Raw genomic sequence first — 19,313 nt, 5'->3', positions numbered from 1 at the left:
CCCCCGCCGCTGGTCGGGGCGTACGAGCACTACTCGACGCCGACCGAGTCGACCGACTTCGGCCGCGGCAGCGAGGCGAGCGCACCCTTGCTGATGCCGCCGTCGACGGCGATGGTCTGCCCGGAGATGTAGGACGCCTTGGCCGAGGCGAGGAAGAGCACGGCGTCGGCGATGTCGTCGGCGGTGCCGAGGCGGCCCTGCGGGACCCGGCTCTCGCGCAGCCGCCGCACCTCGGGGTCGGCGTTGACGGCGTCGGACATCCCGGCGTTGATCAGGCCCGGCGCGATGCAGTTGACGCGCACACCCGAGGGCGACCACTCGATCGCCATGTGCTCGGTGAGCATGACGATGCCGGCCTTGGACGCGGTGTAGGCGCCTGCGTTGGGGGCCGCGGCGAGGCCGTTGATCGACGCCATGTTGACGATCGCCCCGCCACCTGCCTCGATCATGCGGGCGGCGACGGCCCTCCCGACCAGGAACGTCCCGGTGAGGTTCACCTCGACCGCGGCGCGCCACTCGGCGGCGGCAAGAGTCAGGAGAGGCCCGAAGCGGGCGATCCCCGCGTTGTTGACCAGCAGCGCGGGCGCCACCGGCAACGCGGCTACGGCCGCGGCCACCGACTCCTCGTCGGTGACGTCGACGACCGACGGCACGCATGCCCCGCCCAGGTCGGCTGCCACGGCCTCGACCGCCGCGGCGTCGACGTCCCACGCGGCGACCCGGTATCCCTCCTTGACGGCGTTGCGGGCGATGACGGCACCGATGCCGTTGCCCGCGCCGGTGACCACGGCCCACTCGTTCGTCACGGCCGACCTCCGTCGTCGCTCCCGCTCCCCGGACGACAATCCGACGAGCGGCGTTGGCTTTCTGACGACGCTAGTGCGGCATCGGGTGCCCGTCTACAGGTCTTCCCCGCGCGTCGTGCCCCGGACCGGTGCAAATCCGCACGATTCGCCCACAAAGCCCCGACCGCGGGGACTCCCCGCGCCCCCGGAGGGTGTGCGACACTGACCACACGGCGCGACTAGTCGTCAGGCTTCTTACGGCGGGTCTGCGCCACGGATCGACTCCAGCTACGACGACGTTCCCAGGAGGCGCCGTGAGCGGCAGCATCCTCATCACCGGCGGCACGGTCATCGACGGCACGGGCTCCCCCGCCCGTGCGGACGAGGCGGTCCTGCTCCGCGACGGCCGCATCACCGCGCTCGGCCGGCAGGCGGTCGACGACGCGGAGGTGCACGGCGTCGACGAGCGCATCGACGCGACGGGCCGCACGGTCATGCCCGGGCTGATCGACGCGCACACCCACCTGACGTTCGGCGAGCCCACGGGCAACGACGAGCTGTTCAACCACCGCACCGAGGCCTACAGCTCGATGCTCTCGGCGTACAACGCGCGCAAGGTGCTGCGCGCGGGCGTCACGAGTGTGCTCGACGCGGACTGCCTGTGGAACATCGGCTGCGAGCTGCGCGACGCCATCGAGGCCGGGATCGTCGAGGGCCCGCGGATGCGCGCGGGCGGCCAGGCGCTGATGACGATGCTCGGCGGCACCGCCGGCCGGATGATCAAGGACGAGGGCCGTACCGGCTACGCCACCGTCGTCACCGGGCGGGACGTGATGGTCAACGAGATCCGTCGTCAGATCAAGTACGGCGTCGACTGGATCAAGATCATGGTGACGGGCCTGATCCCGTCGATGAAGGGCCCCGAGGTCAAGGTCTGGAACATCGACGAGCTGCGCACCGTCTGCGACACCGCGCACGAGCTCAACACCAAGGTCGTCGCGCACTGCCGCAACTCCGAGTCGACGCGCGACGCCGCCCGCGCCGGCGTCGACCTGATCTACCACGCCTCCTACCTCGACGACGAGGCCATCGAGGCCGTCATCGAGACCGGCGCCGCGATGTGCCCGACGTTCACCCTGCTGGGCAACCTCGCCGACTACGGCGAGAAGGTCGGCACCGCCCCCGAGCTGCTCGACGTCTTCCGCGCCGAGATCGAGGTCACCGCCAAGCAGCTCACCAAGGCCCACGCGGCCGGGGTCAAGTTCCTCACCGGGTCGGAGACGGGCTTCGCCGTCACGCCGGTCGGCGAGTGGCACGCCCGTGAGCTGGAGATGTTCGTCGACTACATGGGCATGTCGCCGATGGAGGCCATCGTCGCCGCGACCAAGAACGGCGCGTTCGCGATGCGCATGGAGGACGACCTCGGCACCCTCGAGCACGGCAAGGTCGCCGACGTCCTGGTGATCGACGGTGATCCGCTCGCCGACGTGCGCATCCTGCAGCAGAAGGACAAGATCGCCGAGGTCATCAAGGCGGGCAAGCGGATCGACCTCACCACTCCCATCCCGGAGCACAAGCAGCGGACGTCGGACCAGGTGCGGTTCCTGGCCGCCTGCCCGCTGACCCGGTCCCTGGCGTTCACCGAGGAGCAGCTGGAGCGGATGTCGCATGTCTGAGAGCACGGCCCCGAAGATCATCGACGTCCACGCCCACGCGGTGCTGGAGCTGACGGAAGGAGCCGCGGGCGCCGCGGGCCCCGAGCTCGGCACCACCGACGACGGCGTGCCGTTCTACCGCGTCGGCGACTACCGGCTGATGGGCGTCAAGTACGCGGGCAGCCCGTTCATGGACGTCGACGTCCGGCTCGCCGCCATGGACGCCGCGGGGATCGACCTGCAGGTCCTGTCCCCCAACCCGATCACGTACTTCAACGACCTCCCCGCCGACGCCGCCGCCGACTTCGCGCGCAAGCACAACGACGGGCTCGCGGAGCTCGTCGGCAAGCACAAGGGGCGCCTGCTCGCGACGGCCCAGCTGCCCGTGCAGGACATCGCCGCCTCGGTGGCCGAGGCCCGCCGCGCCGTGCGCGACCTGGGGATGCCCGGCGTCTACATCGACACCGACCCGGCCGGGCGCACCCTCGACGACCCCGAGCTCGACCCGCTGTACGAAGCCCTGGTCGACCTGGACGCGCCGCTGTTCGTGCACCCGTCCCCGCTGGGCAAGAACGGCCCGGCCGACGACCCGCGGCTGCGTCGCTTCGACCTCGACCTGACGTTCGGCTTCGCCTACGAGGAGACGCTGGCCGTCGCGGCGATCGTCTTCGGCGGGGTGCTCGAGCGCCACCCGGGTCTCGACGTCTGCATCTCCCACGGCGGCGGCGCCGCGGCCTTCGTGTCGGGCCGGTTCGCCCGCGCCGTCGAGAAGCGGCCGTGGGCGACCAAGGCCCTGCGCGACAACGGATTCGACCACTACTACAAGCGCATCTGGTTCGACACCCACGTGCACGACGAGGAGTCGCTGGAGCTTCTCGTCAAGCACGCGGGAACCGAGCGCCTGGTGTTCGGCACCAACTTCGCGGGCTGGGACTCCGGCGCGGGCGAGCACCCTGCCGGCGACCTCGGCCCCACCTTGACGGCGAACGCCGCGCGCCTGCTGCGTCTCTGACTCCCGCGATCCGCTCCCGGGGCGCGGCCGCCGCGCCGCCGCGTCCGGGGGCGCTGCCACACTGGTGGCCGGACGAGTGGCGTCCGGGCTGACACCTCGTGAGTGGTAATAGTCGCTGTAGCGACTGTTACCACTCACAGGGCAGGGGGCGGCGACGCCATGTCAGGCGGACGGGGCGGACACGGTGGACCCGACGCCCGCGACATCGTCTTCGTCGTGTTCGACGGGGTGAAGATGCTCGACGTCACCGGCCCCGCCGAGGTCTTCGCCGACGCCCACCGGTTCGGTGCCCGCTACCGGCTCGGCTACGTCTCCCCCACGGGCATGCCGGTGCGGACCTCGGTCGGGCTCCGACTGCCCGTCGACGGCGCCGCGGAGTCCGCACCCGATCCCGACACCGTGATCGTCGCCGGCGGCGACGTGCTCGCCGAACGGCCGGTCGCGCCGGATCTGGTCGGGGCCGTCCGAGAGCTGGCGGCACGCAGCCGGCGGGTCGTGTCGATCTGCACCGGCTCGTTCGCGCTGGCGGCGGCCGGCCTGCTCGACGGTCGACGGGCCACCACCCACTGGCAGCACGCCTCGCTGCTGGCCCGGACCCGCCCCCTGGTCCGGGTGGAGCCGGACGCGCTGTTCGTCGAGGACGACGGCGTCTTCACCTCCGCCGGGGTGTCGGCCGGGATGGATCTCGCGCTCGCGCTCCTCGAGCAGGACCACGGGCCCGAGCTGACCCGCGCGGTGGCCCGCGATCTGGTGATGTTCATGCAGCGCCCGGGTGGACAGTCGCAGTTCTCGGCGACTCTGGAGCGACGCCCGCCCCGCACGCCCAGCCTGCGCACGGTGGTCGACCTGGTCGCCGCCCGCCCCGACCTCGACCACAGTGCACCCGCCCTGGCCGCACGGGTCGGGGTCAGCCCGCGCCAGCTGACCCGGATGTTCGCGACGGAGCTGCAGTCCACCCCGGCCAGGTTCGTCGAGCAGGTCAGGCTCGACCACGCCCGGGCCCTGCTCGCCGACGGGCACGGCGTCGCGCAGGTCGCCACGCGGTCGGGATTCGGCAGCGCGGAGACGATGCGGCGCACCTTCGTCAACCGACTCGGGCTCTCGCCGAGCCAGTACCGGGCACGGTTCGGCACGACGCGCCGCGGCGCGGAGCCCCGCCGGACGCCGTGATCTCCCCCGCGCGGGCGTGTCCGGATCTGTGGGACGCCCGGCAGGTGTTGCGGTGGGTGTGCAGGTGTCCGCCCGCAAGACTGGAACCAGTCCAGTTCGCGCGAGCAGCACAGGAGAGCACCCCATGCCGGAGACGATCGCCGGGATCGAGATCCCCGACACCGAACTCGTCCGCCAGGCCACCGAACTCGTCCGCGCCGCGGCCGACGACACCCTGTTCCACCACTCCCGCCGTGTGTTCCTCTGGGGCTCTCTCAAGGCCGCGGCGCGCGGGCTCGAGGTCGATCCCCAACTCGCCTACGTCGGCGCCCTCTTCCACGATCTCGGGCTCACCGACACCCACCGCACCCGGGACCGCCGGTTCGAGATCGACGGCGCCGAGGTCGCCGAGGCCTTCCTGCTCGACCACGGCACGTCCCCGGCCGACGCCCGCGCCGTCTGGCTGGGCATCGCGCTGCACACCACCCCGGAGGTCCCGCTGCACCTCGCGCCGGAGGTCGCCGTCGTCACCCTGGGCGTGGAGACCGACGTCCTGGGACTGGACCTGCACGAGATCACCGACGAGCAGCGCGCCCAGGTCGTCGCCGCGCACCCGCGCCCGGACTTCAAGAACCGGATCCTGCGGGCGTTCCACAACGGGATGGCCGACCGGCCCGACACCACGTTCGGAACGATGAACGACGACGTGCTCGCGCACTTCGACCCGTCCTTCCACCGGACGGACTTCGTCGAGATCATCCGTGGCAGCGCGTGGCCCGAGTGACCGCCGCGCCGGCGCCGCCGGGCGGGCGCACCGCCCGCCCGGCGGCGTGGGTCAGAGCAGCGCCTGGTAGGCCCCGCCGTCGATCGGCACCGCCGCGCCGGTGAGGAAGCCCGCCTGCTGCGAGCACAGGAACGCGACGACGGCACCGAAGTCCGCGGGGTTGCCGAGGCGGCCGGCGGGGACATCGGCGAGCGCGCCGTCGAGCACCGGGCCCTCGGAGCCGTAGACGCCGGTGACCCGGTCGGTCTCGTGCAGCCCGGGCTGGACGGAGTTGACCGTCACGCCGTCGGCGGCGATCTCGCGGGCCAGCGTGCGCAGGAAGCCGGTCGCGCCGGAACGCGCGGTGTTCGACAGCGCCAGGTTCATGTACGGCTGGCGCACGCCCAGCGACGTGATCGCGACGATCCGCCCCCACCCGCGCTCACGCATGCCGGGCGTCGCGGCCAGGCACATCGCGACGACCGCGAGCAGGCTGCGATCCAGCGCCGCCTGGTAGGCGTCGAGCGGCACCTCGGTGACGATCCCCGGGGCCGGGCCGGGACCGTTGACGACGAGGATGTCCACCCCGCCCATCCGCTCGGCCGCGCCGTCGACGAACGCCGTCGCCCCCTCGGGGCCGCGCAGGTCGGCGACCAGCCACTCGGTGCCGCCGCCCAGCTTCTCCGCGGCGGCACGTGCCCGGTCGGCATCGGAGCTGCAGATCGTCACCCTCGCGCCCTCGGCGACGAGCGCCTCCGCGCTGGCGTACCCCAGCCCCGTGCTGGCCGCGGCCACCGCCGCGCGCTTTCCCGCGATCCCGAAGTCCATGCCCTCATCCTTCCGGGCCGCCCCCGCCCTCGTGCAGGAACGGCACTTTCCCGCAGCCCAGCTGCAGGAAAGTGCCGTTCCTGCACAAGGCGCCGAACCCTCAGCCGACGTCGATCTCCTCGCCGGAGTCCACATCGGTCACGACGAGGGCGCCGGCGGGGCAGGCCCGGGCGAGGTCGAGGATGCGCTCGTCGGACGGCTGCGTCGCGCCGGGGACGATCTCGGCGATCTCGTCGTCGTCGAAGCGGAAGACGTCGGGGGCGTCGGCCACGCACTTGCCGGAGCTCATGCAGACGTCGCGGTCGACACTGATGCGGTAGGTCACGGTCGGCTCACTCCCCCAGCAGGACGGGGTAGGTGCCCCAGTACGGGCGGGCGGTGGATGTGTCGCGCTGCGGCGGGTTGTCGGAGTCGCGGCGGACGCCGACGCCGAACATGTGCCGCACGGCCCCGGTGACGAGCCCGTAGAGGTGGTCGTCGGGGTCGGTGCCCTGGACGGCGACGACCCCGGCGGCGAGGTCCTGTCCGATGCAGACGTGCATACCGGCGGCGAAGCTCAGCCCGAACGGCGCGACGCCCGGCGGCATGGTGCGCGTCGGGTCGAAGTCCGCGGCGTCGGGCCCGAAGAGCTCGGTGTCGCGGTTGATCGCCTGCAGGTCGAGGACGACGATCGAGCCCTCCGGGATGTGCACCCCGGAGCGCAGGGTCACGTCGGCCAGCGCCCGGCGACGTCCCGTGGGGCTCGACGGGTTGAGCCGCACCGTCTCGTGGATGCAGCGCTGCACGAACAGCGCGTCGTCGCGGACCTTCGCGGCGTCCTCGGGGTGCGCCTCGAGCCAGCCCAGGATGTGGTCGATCGAGCGGACGAACGCGGTCGCGCTGGTGTGTGCGCCCGCGAGCAGGAAGAACGCCACCTCACGACGGATGACGTGCCGCGGCAGGTCCAGCTCCTCGCGGTGGCGCAACAGGGTGGCGAGGACGTCGCGCGGGACGTCGACGTCCTCCCCTGCGGCCTCGCGGGCCAACAGGTCCTCCCGGCGGGCGATCGACGGCGCCAGGAACTCCTCGTCCCAGTCGTCGAGCGCCTTCGCGATCTCGGCGCGCAGCGCGTCCTTGTCACCGGTGTAGTGCGCCATCGTCGCACCCTCGATGAACTTCGCGTTGTAGTCGTAGAGCCGCCCGGTCTCCTCCGCGGTGCCCAGCGGCCGGTCGATACCGGCGGTGAGCGCGGAGAGGTTGAGCATCAGCTCGTGCCCGAGGTGCACCAGGTCGACGCGGCCCGCCTCCAGGTAGGGCGCCAGCGTCTGGACCGTCACCTCCGGGAAGAGCTCACGCTCGTAGCGCTCGAACACGTCCCGACGGAACATCCGGTTCTCGACGCGCCGCCGGTCGCGATGCTCCTGCCCGTGCAGGTTGACGAGCACGCCGGACATGACGACCTCGCCCTCGTCGTAGAGCGACTGGCGCAGGTCCTTGTTGCGGTACGCGTCCTTGGCGTCCGCGAAGGTGCTCAGCACGATCGTCGAGGCCTCGGCCCCCTCGGCGACTGCGGTCATGGTTCCTCCGTGGTGGTGGGCGCCTGTGCACAGGCTTCGACGGCGGCCGCGACGCGCAGCGCGGCGACCCCGTCGTCGAACGTCGGGACGTCGTCGGTGTCGCCCGCGGCGAGGCTGCGGACGAGCAGGGCGAACGGTTCGGTGGGGCCGCCGTCGGCGGCGATGAGCGGGCGCAGGCCGTCGTCGCCGGTCCGGGCACCGCGCAGCCCCACCGGGAAGTGCCCGGTGTGCCCGGCGGCCTCCGCGACGAGGACGCCCTCGGAGCCGTGCACCACCAGCCGCCAGCCGGCCCCGAACGGGGCGACCCACGAGGTGTGCACGGACACGACGGCGCCGTCGGCGGTGCGGGCGGTGTAGGCGGCGCTGTCGACGCTGGTGGCGGGGACCGGGCCGGCGTCGCCGGGCCACTCGGGCTGCCGGGTGGCGACGGTGCCCCGAACGTCGGTGAGCTCCCCGAACGTCCAGCGCAGGACGTCGGTGGTGTGCAGCCCGTGCACCCGCAGGGAGCTGGCCCCGTCGGCGGCGTCGGCGCACCAGCCCGACGACGCGACCGCGGCCGGGTTGGTGAACGTCGGGTAGAACGCCTCGGCGGCGACGTTGTCGACGCGGCCGACGTAACCGTCGAGCACGAGCCGGCGCAGCTCCGCGATGCCGGGGCGGAACCGCGACTGCATGTCGACGACGCCGCAGACACCGGCGTCGGCCGCGGCCCTCACCATGGCGAGCCCGTCGTCGACGGTCGGGGCGAGCGGTGCCTCGCACAGCACGTGCTTGCCGGCCGCGATCGCCGCGAGCGCCATCTCCCGGTGCCGGCTGGGCCGGGTGGCCACGTCGACGATGTCGACGTCCGGGTCGGCGCACAGCGCCTCGAACCCGACGTGGGCGTGCGGGACGTCGAACTTCGCGGCGACGGCGTCGGCGGTCTCGCGGTGCGCGGTGGCCACGGCGACCAGCTCGACGATGCCGGCCGCGGCGAGCTCGGCGTAGACGGGCAGGTGGGTCCCCGACGCGTAGCTCGCGCCGACGACCCCGACCCGCAGCGGACGAGCCATCATGCCCGGACCGCGGCGGGGTCGGCCGCCGGCTCGAGCTGCGGCAGCACCTCGGTGCCGAACAGCTCCATCGCCTCGAGGACGGCGGCGTTGTCGGGCCCGGTCGGGTAGCGGAAGATCATCAGGAAGTCGTCGACGCCGGCCTGGTCGCGGAACCGGCCGATGGTGTCGACGCACTCCTCGGGCGTGCCGAACACGAAGCGGTCGCGGACGAACTCCTCGAGCGTGATCTGGTCCGACGACGTGACGCCGGGCAGGTCGGTGATGGCGCCGTAGTCGAACAGGGTGCGCGCCATGGCGAGCGCGGTGTCGCCGAACTTCGCCAGCGCGGCCTCACGGTCGCGGTAGGGCCAGCAGAACCGGATCGAGGTGACGTGCGGGTCACGGCCCCCGGCCGCGGCGGCCTCCCGGTACTGGTCCGCCATCGCCTTCATCGTGTCGAGCGACATCAGCGCGTTGGTGATCCAGCCGTCGGCCAGCCGGCCCGCGCGGCGCAGCCCGCCCGGCGTCCACGCGGCGAGGTGCAGCGGCACCCCTTCCGGACGCACCGGTCGCGGAATCACGGACACGTCGTCGAAGCTGTAGATGGTGTCGGAGAAGGAGAACCGTTCGTTGGTGTGCGCCGCGCGCAGGATGCGGACGGTCTCGTCGAACCGCTGCGCGCGGTCGTCCCACGAGACGCCGACGGTCGAGTAGTCGACGGGCATGTACCCGACGCCCAGGCCCAGCCAGGCGCGACCGCCCGAGAGCTGGTCGAGCATCGCGGCGTCCTGCGCGAGCTCGACCGGGTTGTAGAGCGGGGCGATCGCGATGGCCGTGCCGACCTTCACGGTGCGGGTCCGCGCCGCGATCGCGAACGACAGGTGCAGCGGGGAGCCGAAGTACTCGTCGGAGTACTTGTGCTCGGTGGTGAGTGCCGCGGAGAAGCCCAGCCGGTCGGCGGCCTCGGCCTGCTCGAGGATCTCGCCGAGCACCGTGTGCGGGTCGCCGGTGACCAGCCCCTGGGTGAACAAGACTCCGACCGACATCGTGGCTCCTCGTGGTGGATGGATGGGCGGGTCACGGCATCGGGCCCCGCCCGGCTTCAGTGCGCCTGCCGCGCCTCGGCCGGCTGCGGGTCCGCGGCCGGGTCGAGGTGGACCAACGCGATCCGGGTGTCGAGCATGCTCGGCATCCCGGCGTGCAGCACGGTGCCGTGGTCGCCGCGGTCGTCGACACCGCGCGCGACGGCCCGGCCCGCGATCCGGCCGAGCGTGAGGCCGCCGCAGATGTGGATGCCCCCGAGGTCGGACACGGGGTTGAGCCCGCCGACGCAGTCGCCGCCCGCGAACAGGCCGGGGATGGGCGCGCCGAAGACGTCGACGACCTGCATGTCGGTCGTCGTGCGGAAGCCGCCGCAGCAGAAGTTGATGCCCTCGATCATCGGGACCGCGGTGAACGGGCCGGTCGCGCACCTGCGGCGCCCCGGCGGCAGCACGACCCGGCCGTGGTCGGGGTCGACGTCGCCGTCGGTGTCGAGGAACGCGTTCCAGCGGTCGACGGTGGCGCGCAGCGCGTCGGCCGGGACGCCGAGCGTCGCGGCCAGCTCGTCGAGGGTGTCGGCCCGGACCGGCGGCTCCGGCATCTGGCCGATCAGTCCCTCCTTCTCGCGGGCGACGACGTCGTCGACGACGTACCAGGCCCGCCGGTTCGGCTGGGCGTGCAGCTTCTCGACGCGCTCCTCGTAGGGCCCGGCCTCGTCGTGGAAGCGCTCCCCCGCCTCGTTGACCGCGATCGCGTCCTCGACGACCGACGACGACACGATCACCAGCGGTGGCACGAACGTCATGTTGATGAGGTCGCCGCCGACGGCCTGGCCCATGAGGTGCCCGGCGCCGCGGCAGGAGTCGACGCCCAGGTAGGGCGCCCGGGCGACGAACTCGGGCTGGTAGCGACGCCGCAGCTCCGGGTTGGACTGGTAGCCGCCCGTGGCGAGCACGACCCCGTTGCGGGCGGAGATCTGCACCGGGGTCCCGTCGGCGCGGTGGGCCAGCACCCCCGTGACCCGTCCGTCGGTCACGACGAGCCGGTCGGCGAGCGTCCGGTACAGGGTCGTGACGTTGTCGCGCTCGAAGTCGGGCCGGAACGCGCGGCCGATCATCCACGTGTCCTCGACGGCGGCCATCCGGTCGACGCTGTGCTGCTTGGGCCGCGGGATGAACCGGCTGAACCGGACTCCCCGCTCGGTGAGGATGCGGTAGGTCTCGGCCGACTCGCGGGCGAACAGCCGCACCAGCGCCTCGTCCCACTCGACGCCGAACTGGTCGCGCGCGAGGTCGACCATGTGCCGGGCGTCGGCGACGAAGGTCTCCTCGCTGTCGACGATCCCCTGCTCGGCCTGCATCTGCGAGTTCACGAAGGCCAGGTAGCCCGTCGACCACACCGCGTTGCCCCCGATGTGGTCCATCGCCTCGACCGCGACGACCTGCGCACCCTCCGCCGCGGCGGCCGAGACCGCCGCCATCCCGGCGGGACCGGTCCCGAGGACGACGACGTCGGCCTCGTAGGTCTCGGCCACGGTGACCGCCTTTCGACGAGGTGAGCGGAGTCACCAGACCTTCTAACGCCGACGATGCGGCGTCAACCCCCTAACGACGAGTCGTCGGCTGCCCGCCCGTGAGCGGCGATCGTCGCGGTGGCGACCGTCGCCACTCACGACCCGGGGCGGCGCCGAGGCCGACCCCGGCGAGCCCGATCGGAGCCCGAGCCAGCGTGACGCCGCTCAGGAGACGCGGTCGAGGACCGGCAGCAGCGACGGCAGGTCCGTCTCGTAGAAGGACACGTAGCCGAAGCCCCAGCGTTCGCGCAGCTCGGCGAGCCGCTCGGCGACCGCGCCCGCCGGCCCGATCAGCGCGTGCGGCGACGCCAGCAGCTGCTCGGGGGCCAGGTCCAGGCCGAAGGTCGCGATCCGGCGGGCGGCCGCGTCCAGCGGGTCCTCGGTGACCTCCGACCAGTACGCCACCAGGTGCAGGACCGGGTCCCGGTCCCCCGCCGCCGCGCGCACCCAGCCGACCTTCTCGTCGGTCGCGTCCGCCGAGGCCGACGCCGTCGCGTGCGCGCCGAGGCGGCCTTCACGGATGTCGAAGTTCACCCCGACCACGTCGGCGGTCCGGCCGGCGAGCGTCAGCACCCGCCGACCCCCGCCGCCGACGAACAGCCGCGGCGACGTCGCCGGGGCGGGCACGTTGCACAGGTTCCGGACGGCGACGCCGGGCGCGTCGAGAGTCGTCGGCGCGACGGCCGGGCCCTCGGCGGGGAAGAGGGCGCGCAGCAGGTCGAGGGTGCCGGCGAGCCGGTCGATCCGCCGTCCGGGCGGCTCGCGGACGATGCCGGAGACGGCGTAGTCGTCGTCCATCCACCCGGCGCCGACGCCGATCTCCAGGCGACCGTCGCACAGCACCGCCAGCGAGGCGATCTCCTTGGCCAGCACGGCCGGGAGCCGGAAGTCGTTGTTGAGCACCAGCGTGCCGAGCCGGATCCGGTCCGTGACCTGCGCGGCGGCGGCGAGCGCGACGAGCGGGCTGATCGGGGCGCGGTCGAAGTGGTCGGTGGCGTGCAGCGTCGACAGGCCGGCGTCCTCCATCCGCCGCACCCGGTCGCACCACTGCTTCCGGGACGTCACCGGCTCCATCATGAGGACACCGAACTCCATCGCGGGCTCCGTTCTTCGATCCACGGAGCCTGGACGGCCCCACTGCCGCTTGCTAGCGTCGTTAGAAGTATCACGCCGACTCACCGGACAGGGACCACGCCGATGCAGACGATCACCCTCGACGGCTATGCCGACGTCCGCGAGGCCTTCCGGCAGCACGATCTGGAGCAGGCCCTGTACGACGCGGGGGGCGTCGTCATGGCCGACTGCCTGCTCGTGCTGCACGGATCCGACCATCGCCGCAGGCGCCGCGTCGAGAACCGCCTTTTCCGCCGCGGCACGTTCCGGTACTGGGAGAAGGCGTTCCTGCGTGACGTCGTGCGCGACACGCTGGCCCCGTTCGTCGAGGCCGGCCGCGCCGACCTGCAGGAGCTCGGCTACCGCACGATCATGAACCTCACGGCGATGGTGGCCGGGCTCGACCAGCCGACGGGGTCGGTCGAGGAGACCGACGCGCTCTACCGCTTCGCCAAGAAGTTCTCCGAGGGCGCGACGCTCGTGCACACCACCCGCGACCCCGAGGAGGTCCGCGCGGAGGTCCAGCAGGCGCTCGACGACTTCGACGCCATGTTCCTGCAGCCCTCGATCGCGCGGCGCCGCGCGCTGCTCGCGCAGCTCGACGCCGGCGAGATCACCGAGGACGACCTGCCGCGCGACGTCCTCACCGCGCTGCTGCGCAACTGGGACGAGCTCGAGATCGACGACGACATCCTGCGCCGCGAGTGCGCGTTCTACCTGCAGGCGGGCTCGCACTCCACCGCCGACGCGTTCACCCACGCCGCCGACGACTACTTCGCCTGGGCGGCCCGCGACCCGCAGGCGGCCGAGAAGGCCCGCCAGGACCCGGCGATCCTGCAGCGCTGCGTCTACGAGACGCTGCGGCTGCACCCGGCGAGCCCGGTCGCCCAGCGCCGCGCGCTCGCCCCGATCACGCTGCGCGGCGGCACCGAGATCCCGGAGGGCTCGGCCGTGGTGCTCGACCTGGCCGCCGCCAACCGCGACCCCGCCGTCTTCGACCGCCCCGACGTGTACGACCCGCTGCGCGAGGTGCCGGCCGAGGTGCCGCGCTGGGGGCACGCCTTCGGTGGCGGGATGCACGCGTGCATCGGGACGGAGCTCGCGGGCGGGGTGCCGTCGTCGGAGAAGTCCCCCGACGAGGCGCACGAGCAGGTGCTCGGCACCGTCACGCTGATGCTCGACGCGCTGCTCGGCGCCGGTGGCCGCCCCGATCCGGACAAGGCGCCGCAGCGCGACCCGCACTCGGCGCGCGACCACTTCTCGTCGTACCCGGTCGTCTTCGGGGCATGACGAGCGCCCGCGCCACAGTCGAGAGGTTCCTCGCCGCCGTCGGCGCCGGGGACCCCGACGCCGCCGCGGCCTGCTTCGCCCCCGGCGCGACGTACGCGAACATGCCGCACCCGCCCGTCGTCGGCCCCGAGGGCGTGCGAGGGCTGCTCGCGCCGATCCTCGACCGTGCCGAGTACGTCGAGTGGGAGATCGTCACCGCGAGCTTCGCCGAGACGCGGGCCTGGCTGGAACGAGTCGACCGGTTCCGCATCGACGGCCGCGAGTACGCCATCGAGTGCAACGGCGTCGTCGAGATCGATCCGGACAGCGGGCTGATCACGGCGTTCCGCGACTACGTCGACCTCGGCCTGTGGCGGTCCCGGCTCGGAGATGCGCTGGGATGAGCCTGCGCGTCGGGATCGGGCTCTACACCGGGCAGGGCAGCGACTACCGCGACGCCGTGCCGCTCGCGGTCGCAGCCGAGCGGGCCGGCTTCGACTCGTTCTGGGTGACCGAGCACCACGGCCTGCCCGACGGCTACCTCCCGTCACCGTTGACGCTGCTGGCGGCGCTGGCGCCCGCGACGTCCCGGATCGAGCTGGGGACGGGACTCGTGCTGGCCCCCCTGCAGCACCCGCTGCGGCTGGCCGAGGACGCCGTCGTCGTCGACCGGCTGTCGGGCGGGCGGCTGGTCCTCGGGCTCGGGCTCGGGTACGCCGAGCACGAGTACCGGGCGTTCGGCGTCGATCCGGCGTCGCGCGGGGCCCGCCTGGAAGCCCTGGTCGGCTCGCTGCGGGACGCGTGGACCGGCACGAGCTTCTCGGCACCGGAGCTGGGCCTCTCCGACGTCCGCGTCACCCCCACCCCGACCCGGCCCATCCCGATCTGGCTCGGCGGGTACGCGCCCGCTGCCGTCACCCGGGCCGGGCGGATCGCCGACGGGCATCTCGTCGGCCGCGGTGCGCCGCACATCGTCGACGCCGCGTCCGCGCAGCTCGCCGCCGTCCGCGACGCGTCCGACCCGACCTTCACCCGGGCCGTCAACGTCACCTGCGTGCTCGACGCGCCCGGCGGCGGCGCGGCCTCGGCCCGGGCCGGCTTCGAGGCCCAGCAGCTGGTCTACGAGTCGATCCAGGCCGGCCGCCCGGTGTACGCCGGGCTGGTCGGCGACCCGTCCGGCTCGGCCGGCCTCGCCCTCGGCTCCATCGACGAGTACATCCAGGTCGCCGGGGGTGTCGACGACGTCGTCGCCGGGTTGCGGAAGGTGCTCGACGGGCTGCGCGACTGGGCGAACGTGCACCTCGTGCTGCGGGTGCTGTTCCCCGAACCGGACCTGGACGTCCAGCTCACCCGGCTCGCCATCCTCGGCGAGCAGGTCCTGCCCCGGCTCCGAGCCGACGACACGGAGGTCTGACGACGATGCGCATCGAGGACCGGGTGGCCATCGGCGACCTGATGGCCCTGTACTGCGAGCGGGTCGACGAGTACGACATCGACGCCGTCGCCGCACTGTTCACCCCCGACTGCGTGACCGACTACGGCCCTGGCCGCGGCGGGCTCGTCACGGGCCGGGAGGCGGTGCGCGACCGGATCGCCGGTGGTCAGGCCCAGTTCCGGCGGACCCACCACCAGCTCGGGCAGAGCCGCGTGACCTTCGACCCCGCCGACCCCGACCGGGCTACCGCCGTCACCTACGTCACCGCCTCGCACGAGGAGTGGGAAGGCCGGCAGTGGCGGGCGCACCTGCGCTACCTCGACGTCCTCGCCCGCACGCGCGACGGCTGGCAGTTCGCCGAGCGCCGGGTGCACGCCGCCGTGATCGAGAACCGTCCCGAGATCACCTGGGAGTGGGTTCCCCGCCAGGAGCCCGCCGTGCGCGCCTGACGGCCGTCGCGCCCGGTTCAGCACGGTTGCCCCGTTCCCAGATTCCTGATAACAATGTCCCTGGTTCGGCGCGTGAGCTGGACCATGATCGTCATCGGCGCCGATCCCCGGAGGCACTGTCGTGACAGCGAACCCCCTCGACCAGATGCAGGTCATCCACGTGGACGACCAGCCATGGGTGGAGTACGAGGACGAGACCGGCTTCATCCCGCCGGGCGCCGCGGTGAAGCCGCTCGTCGACCCGGAGAGCGGGCACACGTTCATGCTCACCCGGTTCGCGCCGAACTACCGGGCCCCCTCGCACTGGCACCCGTCCGACACGATCTACATCATCACCCAGGGCGAGTTCTCGGTGGAGGGCGAAGGCACCTACCGGCCGGGCGACGTCCGGTGGGTGCGCGGCGGCACCGCGTACGGCTCCGAGTCGGCCGGACCCGAGGGCTGCCAGTTCTACATCGTCAGCATGGGCCCGTTCGACGTGAACGACCCCGAGGCCGACGCCCCGCCCCGCGGCGACTGGCGGACGGTCAAGAACGTCTGACCGCCCGCCTCCGGAGCTAGGCGGGCAGCGGGACGTTCGCCGCGAACAACCCGGCAGGGTCGTAGCGTCGGGCGATGCGCCGCAGCCGGTCGCGGTCGCGGCTCCCCCACTGCCGCGCGACCAGCTCCGCGTCTGCCGGACCGAGCAGGTTGACGAGCCCCTCGCCGGCCGCCCACGGCTGCAGGGCGGCGGCGAGGGCGTCGGCCCGCTGCGGGACCGCGGTGGCGGTGGGGCCCGCCAGCACCCCCAGCGCGTACACCGAGAAGGCGGCGTGCCGGCCCGAGACGGCGTTGGGCGACAACGGCTCTCGGGCGATCGCGCCGCCCAGCAGCCGGAGCTCGACCATCGTCAGCGGCGAACCGGCGTCCGGCCCCGTCTGCGCGAGCAACGCGTCGACGGCCTCGGTGGGCAGCGTGGCCAACGTGATCCCGCGGTCCCGGACGGGCATCGGCGTCGTCGGGTCCATGTGGACGGCGTCGATCGCCGCGTACGGCATCTCCGCGACGGCGTCCAGCAGCGCCGGGGCGAGCGCCCGCATCGGGGCGAGCAGCCGCTCCCCCTCGTCGGGTGTGCCGAGGTGGCAGAACCGCAGGTGGACGACGGAGCGCCCGCGCAGCGGCTCCGGCAGCGCCGGGTCGGGCGGCAGCTGCAGCAAGGCGACCGATGTGGACGCGTCGTCGGGCAGCGTCGGCGCCCAGGCACGCCAACCGTGCAGGACCGCGGCGGCCGCGTCGGCCGCGAAGAAGACGCCGCCGCCGAAGAAGCGGGCCACGGGCAGCAGCCCGAACTCGATCCCGGTGACGATGCCGAGGTTGGCCTTGCCACCACGGACCGCCCAGAACAGGTCCGGATCGCAGCGCTCGTCGACGTCGCGGGCGACGCCGTCGGCGGTGACGATCGTGAAGCGCCGCACGTGGTCGGCGGCGAACCCGAACCGGCGGGCCATCGGGCCGAGCCCGCCGCCCGTCGTGTAGCCGACGACCCCCACGCCGGACGACGAGCCGTTGAGCGGCGCGAGCCCGTGCGGGGCGGCCGCGTCGATCACCTGCCGCCAGGTCGCACCGGCCTGCACCCGAGCCGTCCGCTCCGCGCGGTCGATCGCGACCCCGGCCATCCGGCGGGTCGAGACCAGGACGGTGCCGTCGAGGGCGTCCACCAGGCCGTGGCCGGTGGCCTGCACGGCGACGCGCCGTCCGGTGCGGGCGGCGAAGCGGACGGCGGCGGCGACGTCGCCGGTCGTCGTGGCGCCGACGACGAGCGACGGCGAGGGCCTGATCGCCGCGTTGAACCCGGCGACCTCGTCGGCGAAGGCGGGGTCGGCCGGGGTGAGGACGGGCCCGGCGATGGAAGCGAGGTCGGTGTCGACGAACGTGGTCACGGGACTCTCCTGTCGCGGAAGGGGGATCAGCGGGCGGCGACGACGTCGATCTCGACGGCCATGCCGGGGATCGCGAGCCGGGTGACGCCCAGCAGGGTCGCGGGCGGGGTGGCACCGAACGCGGCGAGGCGCTCGGTGACGGCCCCGTAGCCGGCGAGGACGGCGTCGACGTCGACGGCGTAGACCGTCAGCTTCAGGACGTCACCGAGGTCCATCCCGCCGCGGGCGAGCACGGTCTCGACGTTGGCCATGGCCAGTGCGAGCTGCGCGGTGACGTCGCCCTCGTGCACGAGAGCGCCGTGCTCGTCGACGGGGCCCTGCCCGGCGAGGGTGAGCACCCGGGCCGGCGCGGGGCGCAGCTGCGCCTGGTCGTAGCCGAAGGCGGCGTTCCAGCTGGTGGGGTTGATGCGGCGCACGGCAGGCGCGGTCGTCGTCATGCCGGGAACACTGCGGCGGCTCCGGCACCGCGGGTATCCCAGACCTCCGGGGAGTCCGACCCCCAGAGATCTGGGGTACCGCCCGCGGTGGGGCACTTGCACACTGGGCGCATGCCCGCCCCCTCGGCCGACCGGACCCGCGCCCGGATCCAGGCGCTGGCCACCGCCGGCCTCGATCTGCCGACGTTCGCCACCGCCGCGGTCGAGGTCCTGCGCACCGCGCTGCCGTTCAGCGCCGCGTGCGTCGGGACCGTCGACCCGGCCACCGAGATCGTCACCGCCACCGTGAAGTGGGGCGGGCTGACCGACGGCGAGGACGACCAGTGGGCGTTCCACGAGTACGAGGCGCCCGACCTCTACGACTTCCGTGACGTGATGCGCCGGCCGGGCGCCGTCGCCTCGACCCACCACGAGACCGACGGCGACCCGCACCGCTCGCGGCGGTTCACCGAGTTCTTCCACCCCACCTACGGGTTCGACGACGAGCTGCGGGCGGGCTGCAGCGCCGACGGCATCACCTGGGGGCTCTTCGCGCTGTTCCGCGACGGCCCCGGCTCGGCCTTCACCGTGGCCGAGCACGAGTTCGTCAGCAGCGTGTCGTCGGCCTTCGCGGTCGGCTACCGGACGGCGCTGCTCACCAACGCCGCGGACCCGGTCGTCACGGCCGGTGTCGACGGGCCGGGGGTTCTCGTCGTCGACACGGCGGGTGAGGTGGCGCAGGCCAACCTCGCCGCCGCCGCGCACGTCGACGACCTGGGTGGCGGCGCGATCGGCGACGATCCGCTGCCGTTCCCGGTGCTCGCGCTGGTCGGCGCCGCGCGCCGGTTCGCGCTCGGCGAGGTCACGCTGACCCCGCGCTCGCGGCTGCGCACCCGCTCGGGCCGCTGGGTGGTCGTGCACGCCTCACCGCTGGTGTCGCGCAACGGCTCCGGGACCGACGTCGTGGTCACCATCGAGGAGGCCCGGCCGCCCGAGATCGTGCCGCTCGTCGTCGCCGCGTTCGGGCTGACCGCGCGCGAGCAGGACGTCGTCACGCTCGTGCTCCGCGGCGTCGACACCACCGAGATCGCCCGGACACTGCACCTGTCCGCCTACACCGTCCAGGACCACCTCAAGTCGATCTTCGACAAGGTGGGGGTGCGCAGCCGCCGGGAACTGACCGGCCGGGTCTTCCTCGACCAGTACGCGCCTCGCCTCGCCGCCCGCGCCCCGCTGACGCCGTCGGGCTGGTTCGCGGACCCGACCCCCGAACGAACGGCACGGTCGCGCAACTGAACGGCACCACTGTGCCGTTC

General features: G+C 73.3%; 20 protein-coding genes. 10 read left to right on the top strand and 10 right to left on the bottom strand.

Features of this window, described 5'->3' with window-relative positions:
* Window positions 1-29: 29 nt before the first annotated feature.
* Window positions 30-806 carry an SDR family NAD(P)-dependent oxidoreductase gene (locus PSD17_RS25870; protein ID WP_013673658.1) on the bottom strand — a complete coding sequence of 259 codons (777 nt, stop codon included), beginning with the start codon at window positions 804-806 and terminating at the stop codon, window positions 30-32.
* 293 nt (window positions 807-1,099) lie between these two features.
* On the opposite strand from PSD17_RS25870, the gene PSD17_RS25865 reads away from it, so the two are divergent.
* The 4 genes from PSD17_RS25865 (at window position 1,100) to PSD17_RS25850 (ending at window position 5,385) form a co-directional block, all read left to right on the top strand.
* The gene (locus PSD17_RS25865) at window positions 1,100-2,461 is read left to right on the top strand and encodes a metal-dependent hydrolase family protein (protein WP_103381684.1); all 1,362 of its coding nucleotides are present in this window, start codon (window positions 1,100-1,102) and stop codon (window positions 2,459-2,461) included.
* Window positions 2,454-3,452 (top strand): amidohydrolase family protein, encoded by a 999-nt coding sequence (locus PSD17_RS25860; RefSeq protein ID WP_339124951.1) that lies wholly within the window; start codon window positions 2,454-2,456, stop codon window positions 3,450-3,452. Before PSD17_RS25865 ends, PSD17_RS25860 begins: the two co-directional genes overlap by 8 nt.
* Before the next feature lie 159 nt (window positions 3,453-3,611).
* The gene (locus PSD17_RS25855; protein WP_339124949.1) at window positions 3,612-4,622 is read left to right on the top strand and encodes a GlxA family transcriptional regulator; all 1,011 of its coding nucleotides are present in this window, start codon (window positions 3,612-3,614) and stop codon (window positions 4,620-4,622) included.
* A gap of 124 nt (window positions 4,623-4,746) precedes the next feature.
* Entirely contained in the window at window positions 4,747-5,385 is a 639-nt protein-coding gene (locus PSD17_RS25850) for an HD domain-containing protein (protein ID WP_339124947.1), read from the top strand.
* A 51-nt stretch (window positions 5,386-5,436) separates the two neighbouring features.
* On the opposite strand, the gene PSD17_RS25845 is transcribed toward PSD17_RS25850, so the two are convergent.
* The 7 genes from PSD17_RS25845 to PSD17_RS25815 all read right to left on the bottom strand — a co-directional run bounded on the left by PSD17_RS25845 (window position 5,437) and on the right by PSD17_RS25815 (window position 12,491).
* Window positions 5,437-6,192: an SDR family oxidoreductase gene (locus PSD17_RS25845; RefSeq protein ID WP_013673653.1), complete on the bottom strand. Its 756-nt coding sequence runs from the start codon at window positions 6,190-6,192 to the stop codon at window positions 5,437-5,439.
* A gap of 100 nt (window positions 6,193-6,292) precedes the next feature.
* Window positions 6,293-6,517 (bottom strand): ferredoxin, encoded by a 225-nt coding sequence (locus PSD17_RS25840; protein ID WP_013673652.1) that lies wholly within the window; start codon window positions 6,515-6,517, stop codon window positions 6,293-6,295.
* A 7-nt stretch (window positions 6,518-6,524) separates the two neighbouring features.
* Window positions 6,525-7,748 carry a cytochrome P450 gene (locus PSD17_RS25835; RefSeq protein WP_339124945.1) on the bottom strand — a complete coding sequence of 408 codons (1,224 nt, stop codon included), beginning with the start codon at window positions 7,746-7,748 and terminating at the stop codon, window positions 6,525-6,527.
* Entirely contained in the window at window positions 7,745-8,803 is a 1,059-nt protein-coding gene (locus PSD17_RS25830; protein ID WP_013673650.1) for a Gfo/Idh/MocA family protein, read from the bottom strand. Before PSD17_RS25830 ends, PSD17_RS25835 begins: the two co-directional genes overlap by 4 nt.
* Window positions 8,800-9,828: an LLM class flavin-dependent oxidoreductase gene (locus PSD17_RS25825; RefSeq protein WP_103381677.1), complete on the bottom strand. Its 1,029-nt coding sequence runs from the start codon at window positions 9,826-9,828 to the stop codon at window positions 8,800-8,802. Before PSD17_RS25825 ends, PSD17_RS25830 begins: the two co-directional genes overlap by 4 nt.
* Before the next feature lie 56 nt (window positions 9,829-9,884).
* On the bottom strand, window positions 9,885-11,357 hold the full coding sequence (locus PSD17_RS25820; protein WP_339124942.1) for an FAD-dependent oxidoreductase: 1,473 nt from the start codon (window positions 11,355-11,357) through the stop codon (window positions 9,885-9,887).
* 204 nt (window positions 11,358-11,561) lie between these two features.
* Window positions 11,562-12,491 carry a TIGR03621 family F420-dependent LLM class oxidoreductase gene (locus tag PSD17_RS25815; protein ID WP_013673647.1) on the bottom strand — a complete coding sequence of 310 codons (930 nt, stop codon included), beginning with the start codon at window positions 12,489-12,491 and terminating at the stop codon, window positions 11,562-11,564.
* Between the two features lie 102 nt (window positions 12,492-12,593).
* On the opposite strand from PSD17_RS25815, the gene PSD17_RS25810 reads away from it, so the two are divergent.
* The 5 genes from PSD17_RS25810 to PSD17_RS25790 all read left to right on the top strand — a co-directional run bounded on the left by PSD17_RS25810 (window position 12,594) and on the right by PSD17_RS25790 (window position 16,203).
* A complete protein-coding gene (locus tag PSD17_RS25810; RefSeq protein WP_013673646.1) occupies window positions 12,594-13,799 on the top strand; it encodes a cytochrome P450 in 1,206 nt (401 codons plus the stop codon).
* Window positions 13,796-14,182: a nuclear transport factor 2 family protein gene (locus PSD17_RS25805; protein WP_013673645.1), complete on the top strand. Its 387-nt coding sequence runs from the start codon at window positions 13,796-13,798 to the stop codon at window positions 14,180-14,182. Before PSD17_RS25810 ends, PSD17_RS25805 begins: the two co-directional genes overlap by 4 nt.
* Window positions 14,179-15,192, top strand: a complete 1,014-nt coding sequence (locus tag PSD17_RS25800) for an LLM class flavin-dependent oxidoreductase (RefSeq protein ID WP_103381675.1) — start codon at window positions 14,179-14,181, stop codon at window positions 15,190-15,192. Before PSD17_RS25805 ends, PSD17_RS25800 begins: the two co-directional genes overlap by 4 nt.
* A gap of 5 nt (window positions 15,193-15,197) precedes the next feature.
* Window positions 15,198-15,662, top strand: coding sequence for a nuclear transport factor 2 family protein (locus PSD17_RS25795; RefSeq protein ID WP_013673643.1), 465 nt, complete (start codon window positions 15,198-15,200; stop codon window positions 15,660-15,662).
* 121 nt (window positions 15,663-15,783) lie between these two features.
* Window positions 15,784-16,203, top strand: coding sequence for a cupin domain-containing protein (locus tag PSD17_RS25790; RefSeq protein ID WP_339124940.1), 420 nt, complete (start codon window positions 15,784-15,786; stop codon window positions 16,201-16,203).
* Window positions 16,204-16,219: 16 nt separating this feature from the next.
* On the opposite strand, the gene PSD17_RS25785 is transcribed toward PSD17_RS25790, so the two are convergent.
* Both PSD17_RS25785 and PSD17_RS25780 read right to left on the bottom strand, forming a co-directional pair.
* Window positions 16,220-17,581 carry an FAD-binding oxidoreductase gene (locus PSD17_RS25785; RefSeq protein ID WP_339124939.1) on the bottom strand — a complete coding sequence of 454 codons (1,362 nt, stop codon included), beginning with the start codon at window positions 17,579-17,581 and terminating at the stop codon, window positions 16,220-16,222.
* A gap of 26 nt (window positions 17,582-17,607) precedes the next feature.
* Entirely contained in the window at window positions 17,608-18,018 is a 411-nt protein-coding gene (locus PSD17_RS25780; RefSeq protein ID WP_013673640.1) for a RidA family protein, read from the bottom strand.
* Between the two features lie 111 nt (window positions 18,019-18,129).
* Between PSD17_RS25780 and PSD17_RS25775 the strand changes: the two genes are divergently transcribed.
* Complete coding sequence (locus tag PSD17_RS25775) at window positions 18,130-19,293, top strand: response regulator transcription factor (protein ID WP_339124938.1); 1,164 nt, start codon at window positions 18,130-18,132, stop codon at window positions 19,291-19,293.
* Window positions 19,294-19,313: the final 20 nt, after the last annotated feature.

Source organism: Pseudonocardia sp. D17, from assembly GCF_036984265.1.
In the GTDB taxonomy this organism is placed as follows: Bacteria; Actinomycetota; Actinomycetes; order Mycobacteriales; family Pseudonocardiaceae; genus Pseudonocardia; species Pseudonocardia benzenivorans.
Note: the sequence above shows the minus strand (reverse complement) of the source record. Positions and strands in the feature narration are given on the sequence as shown.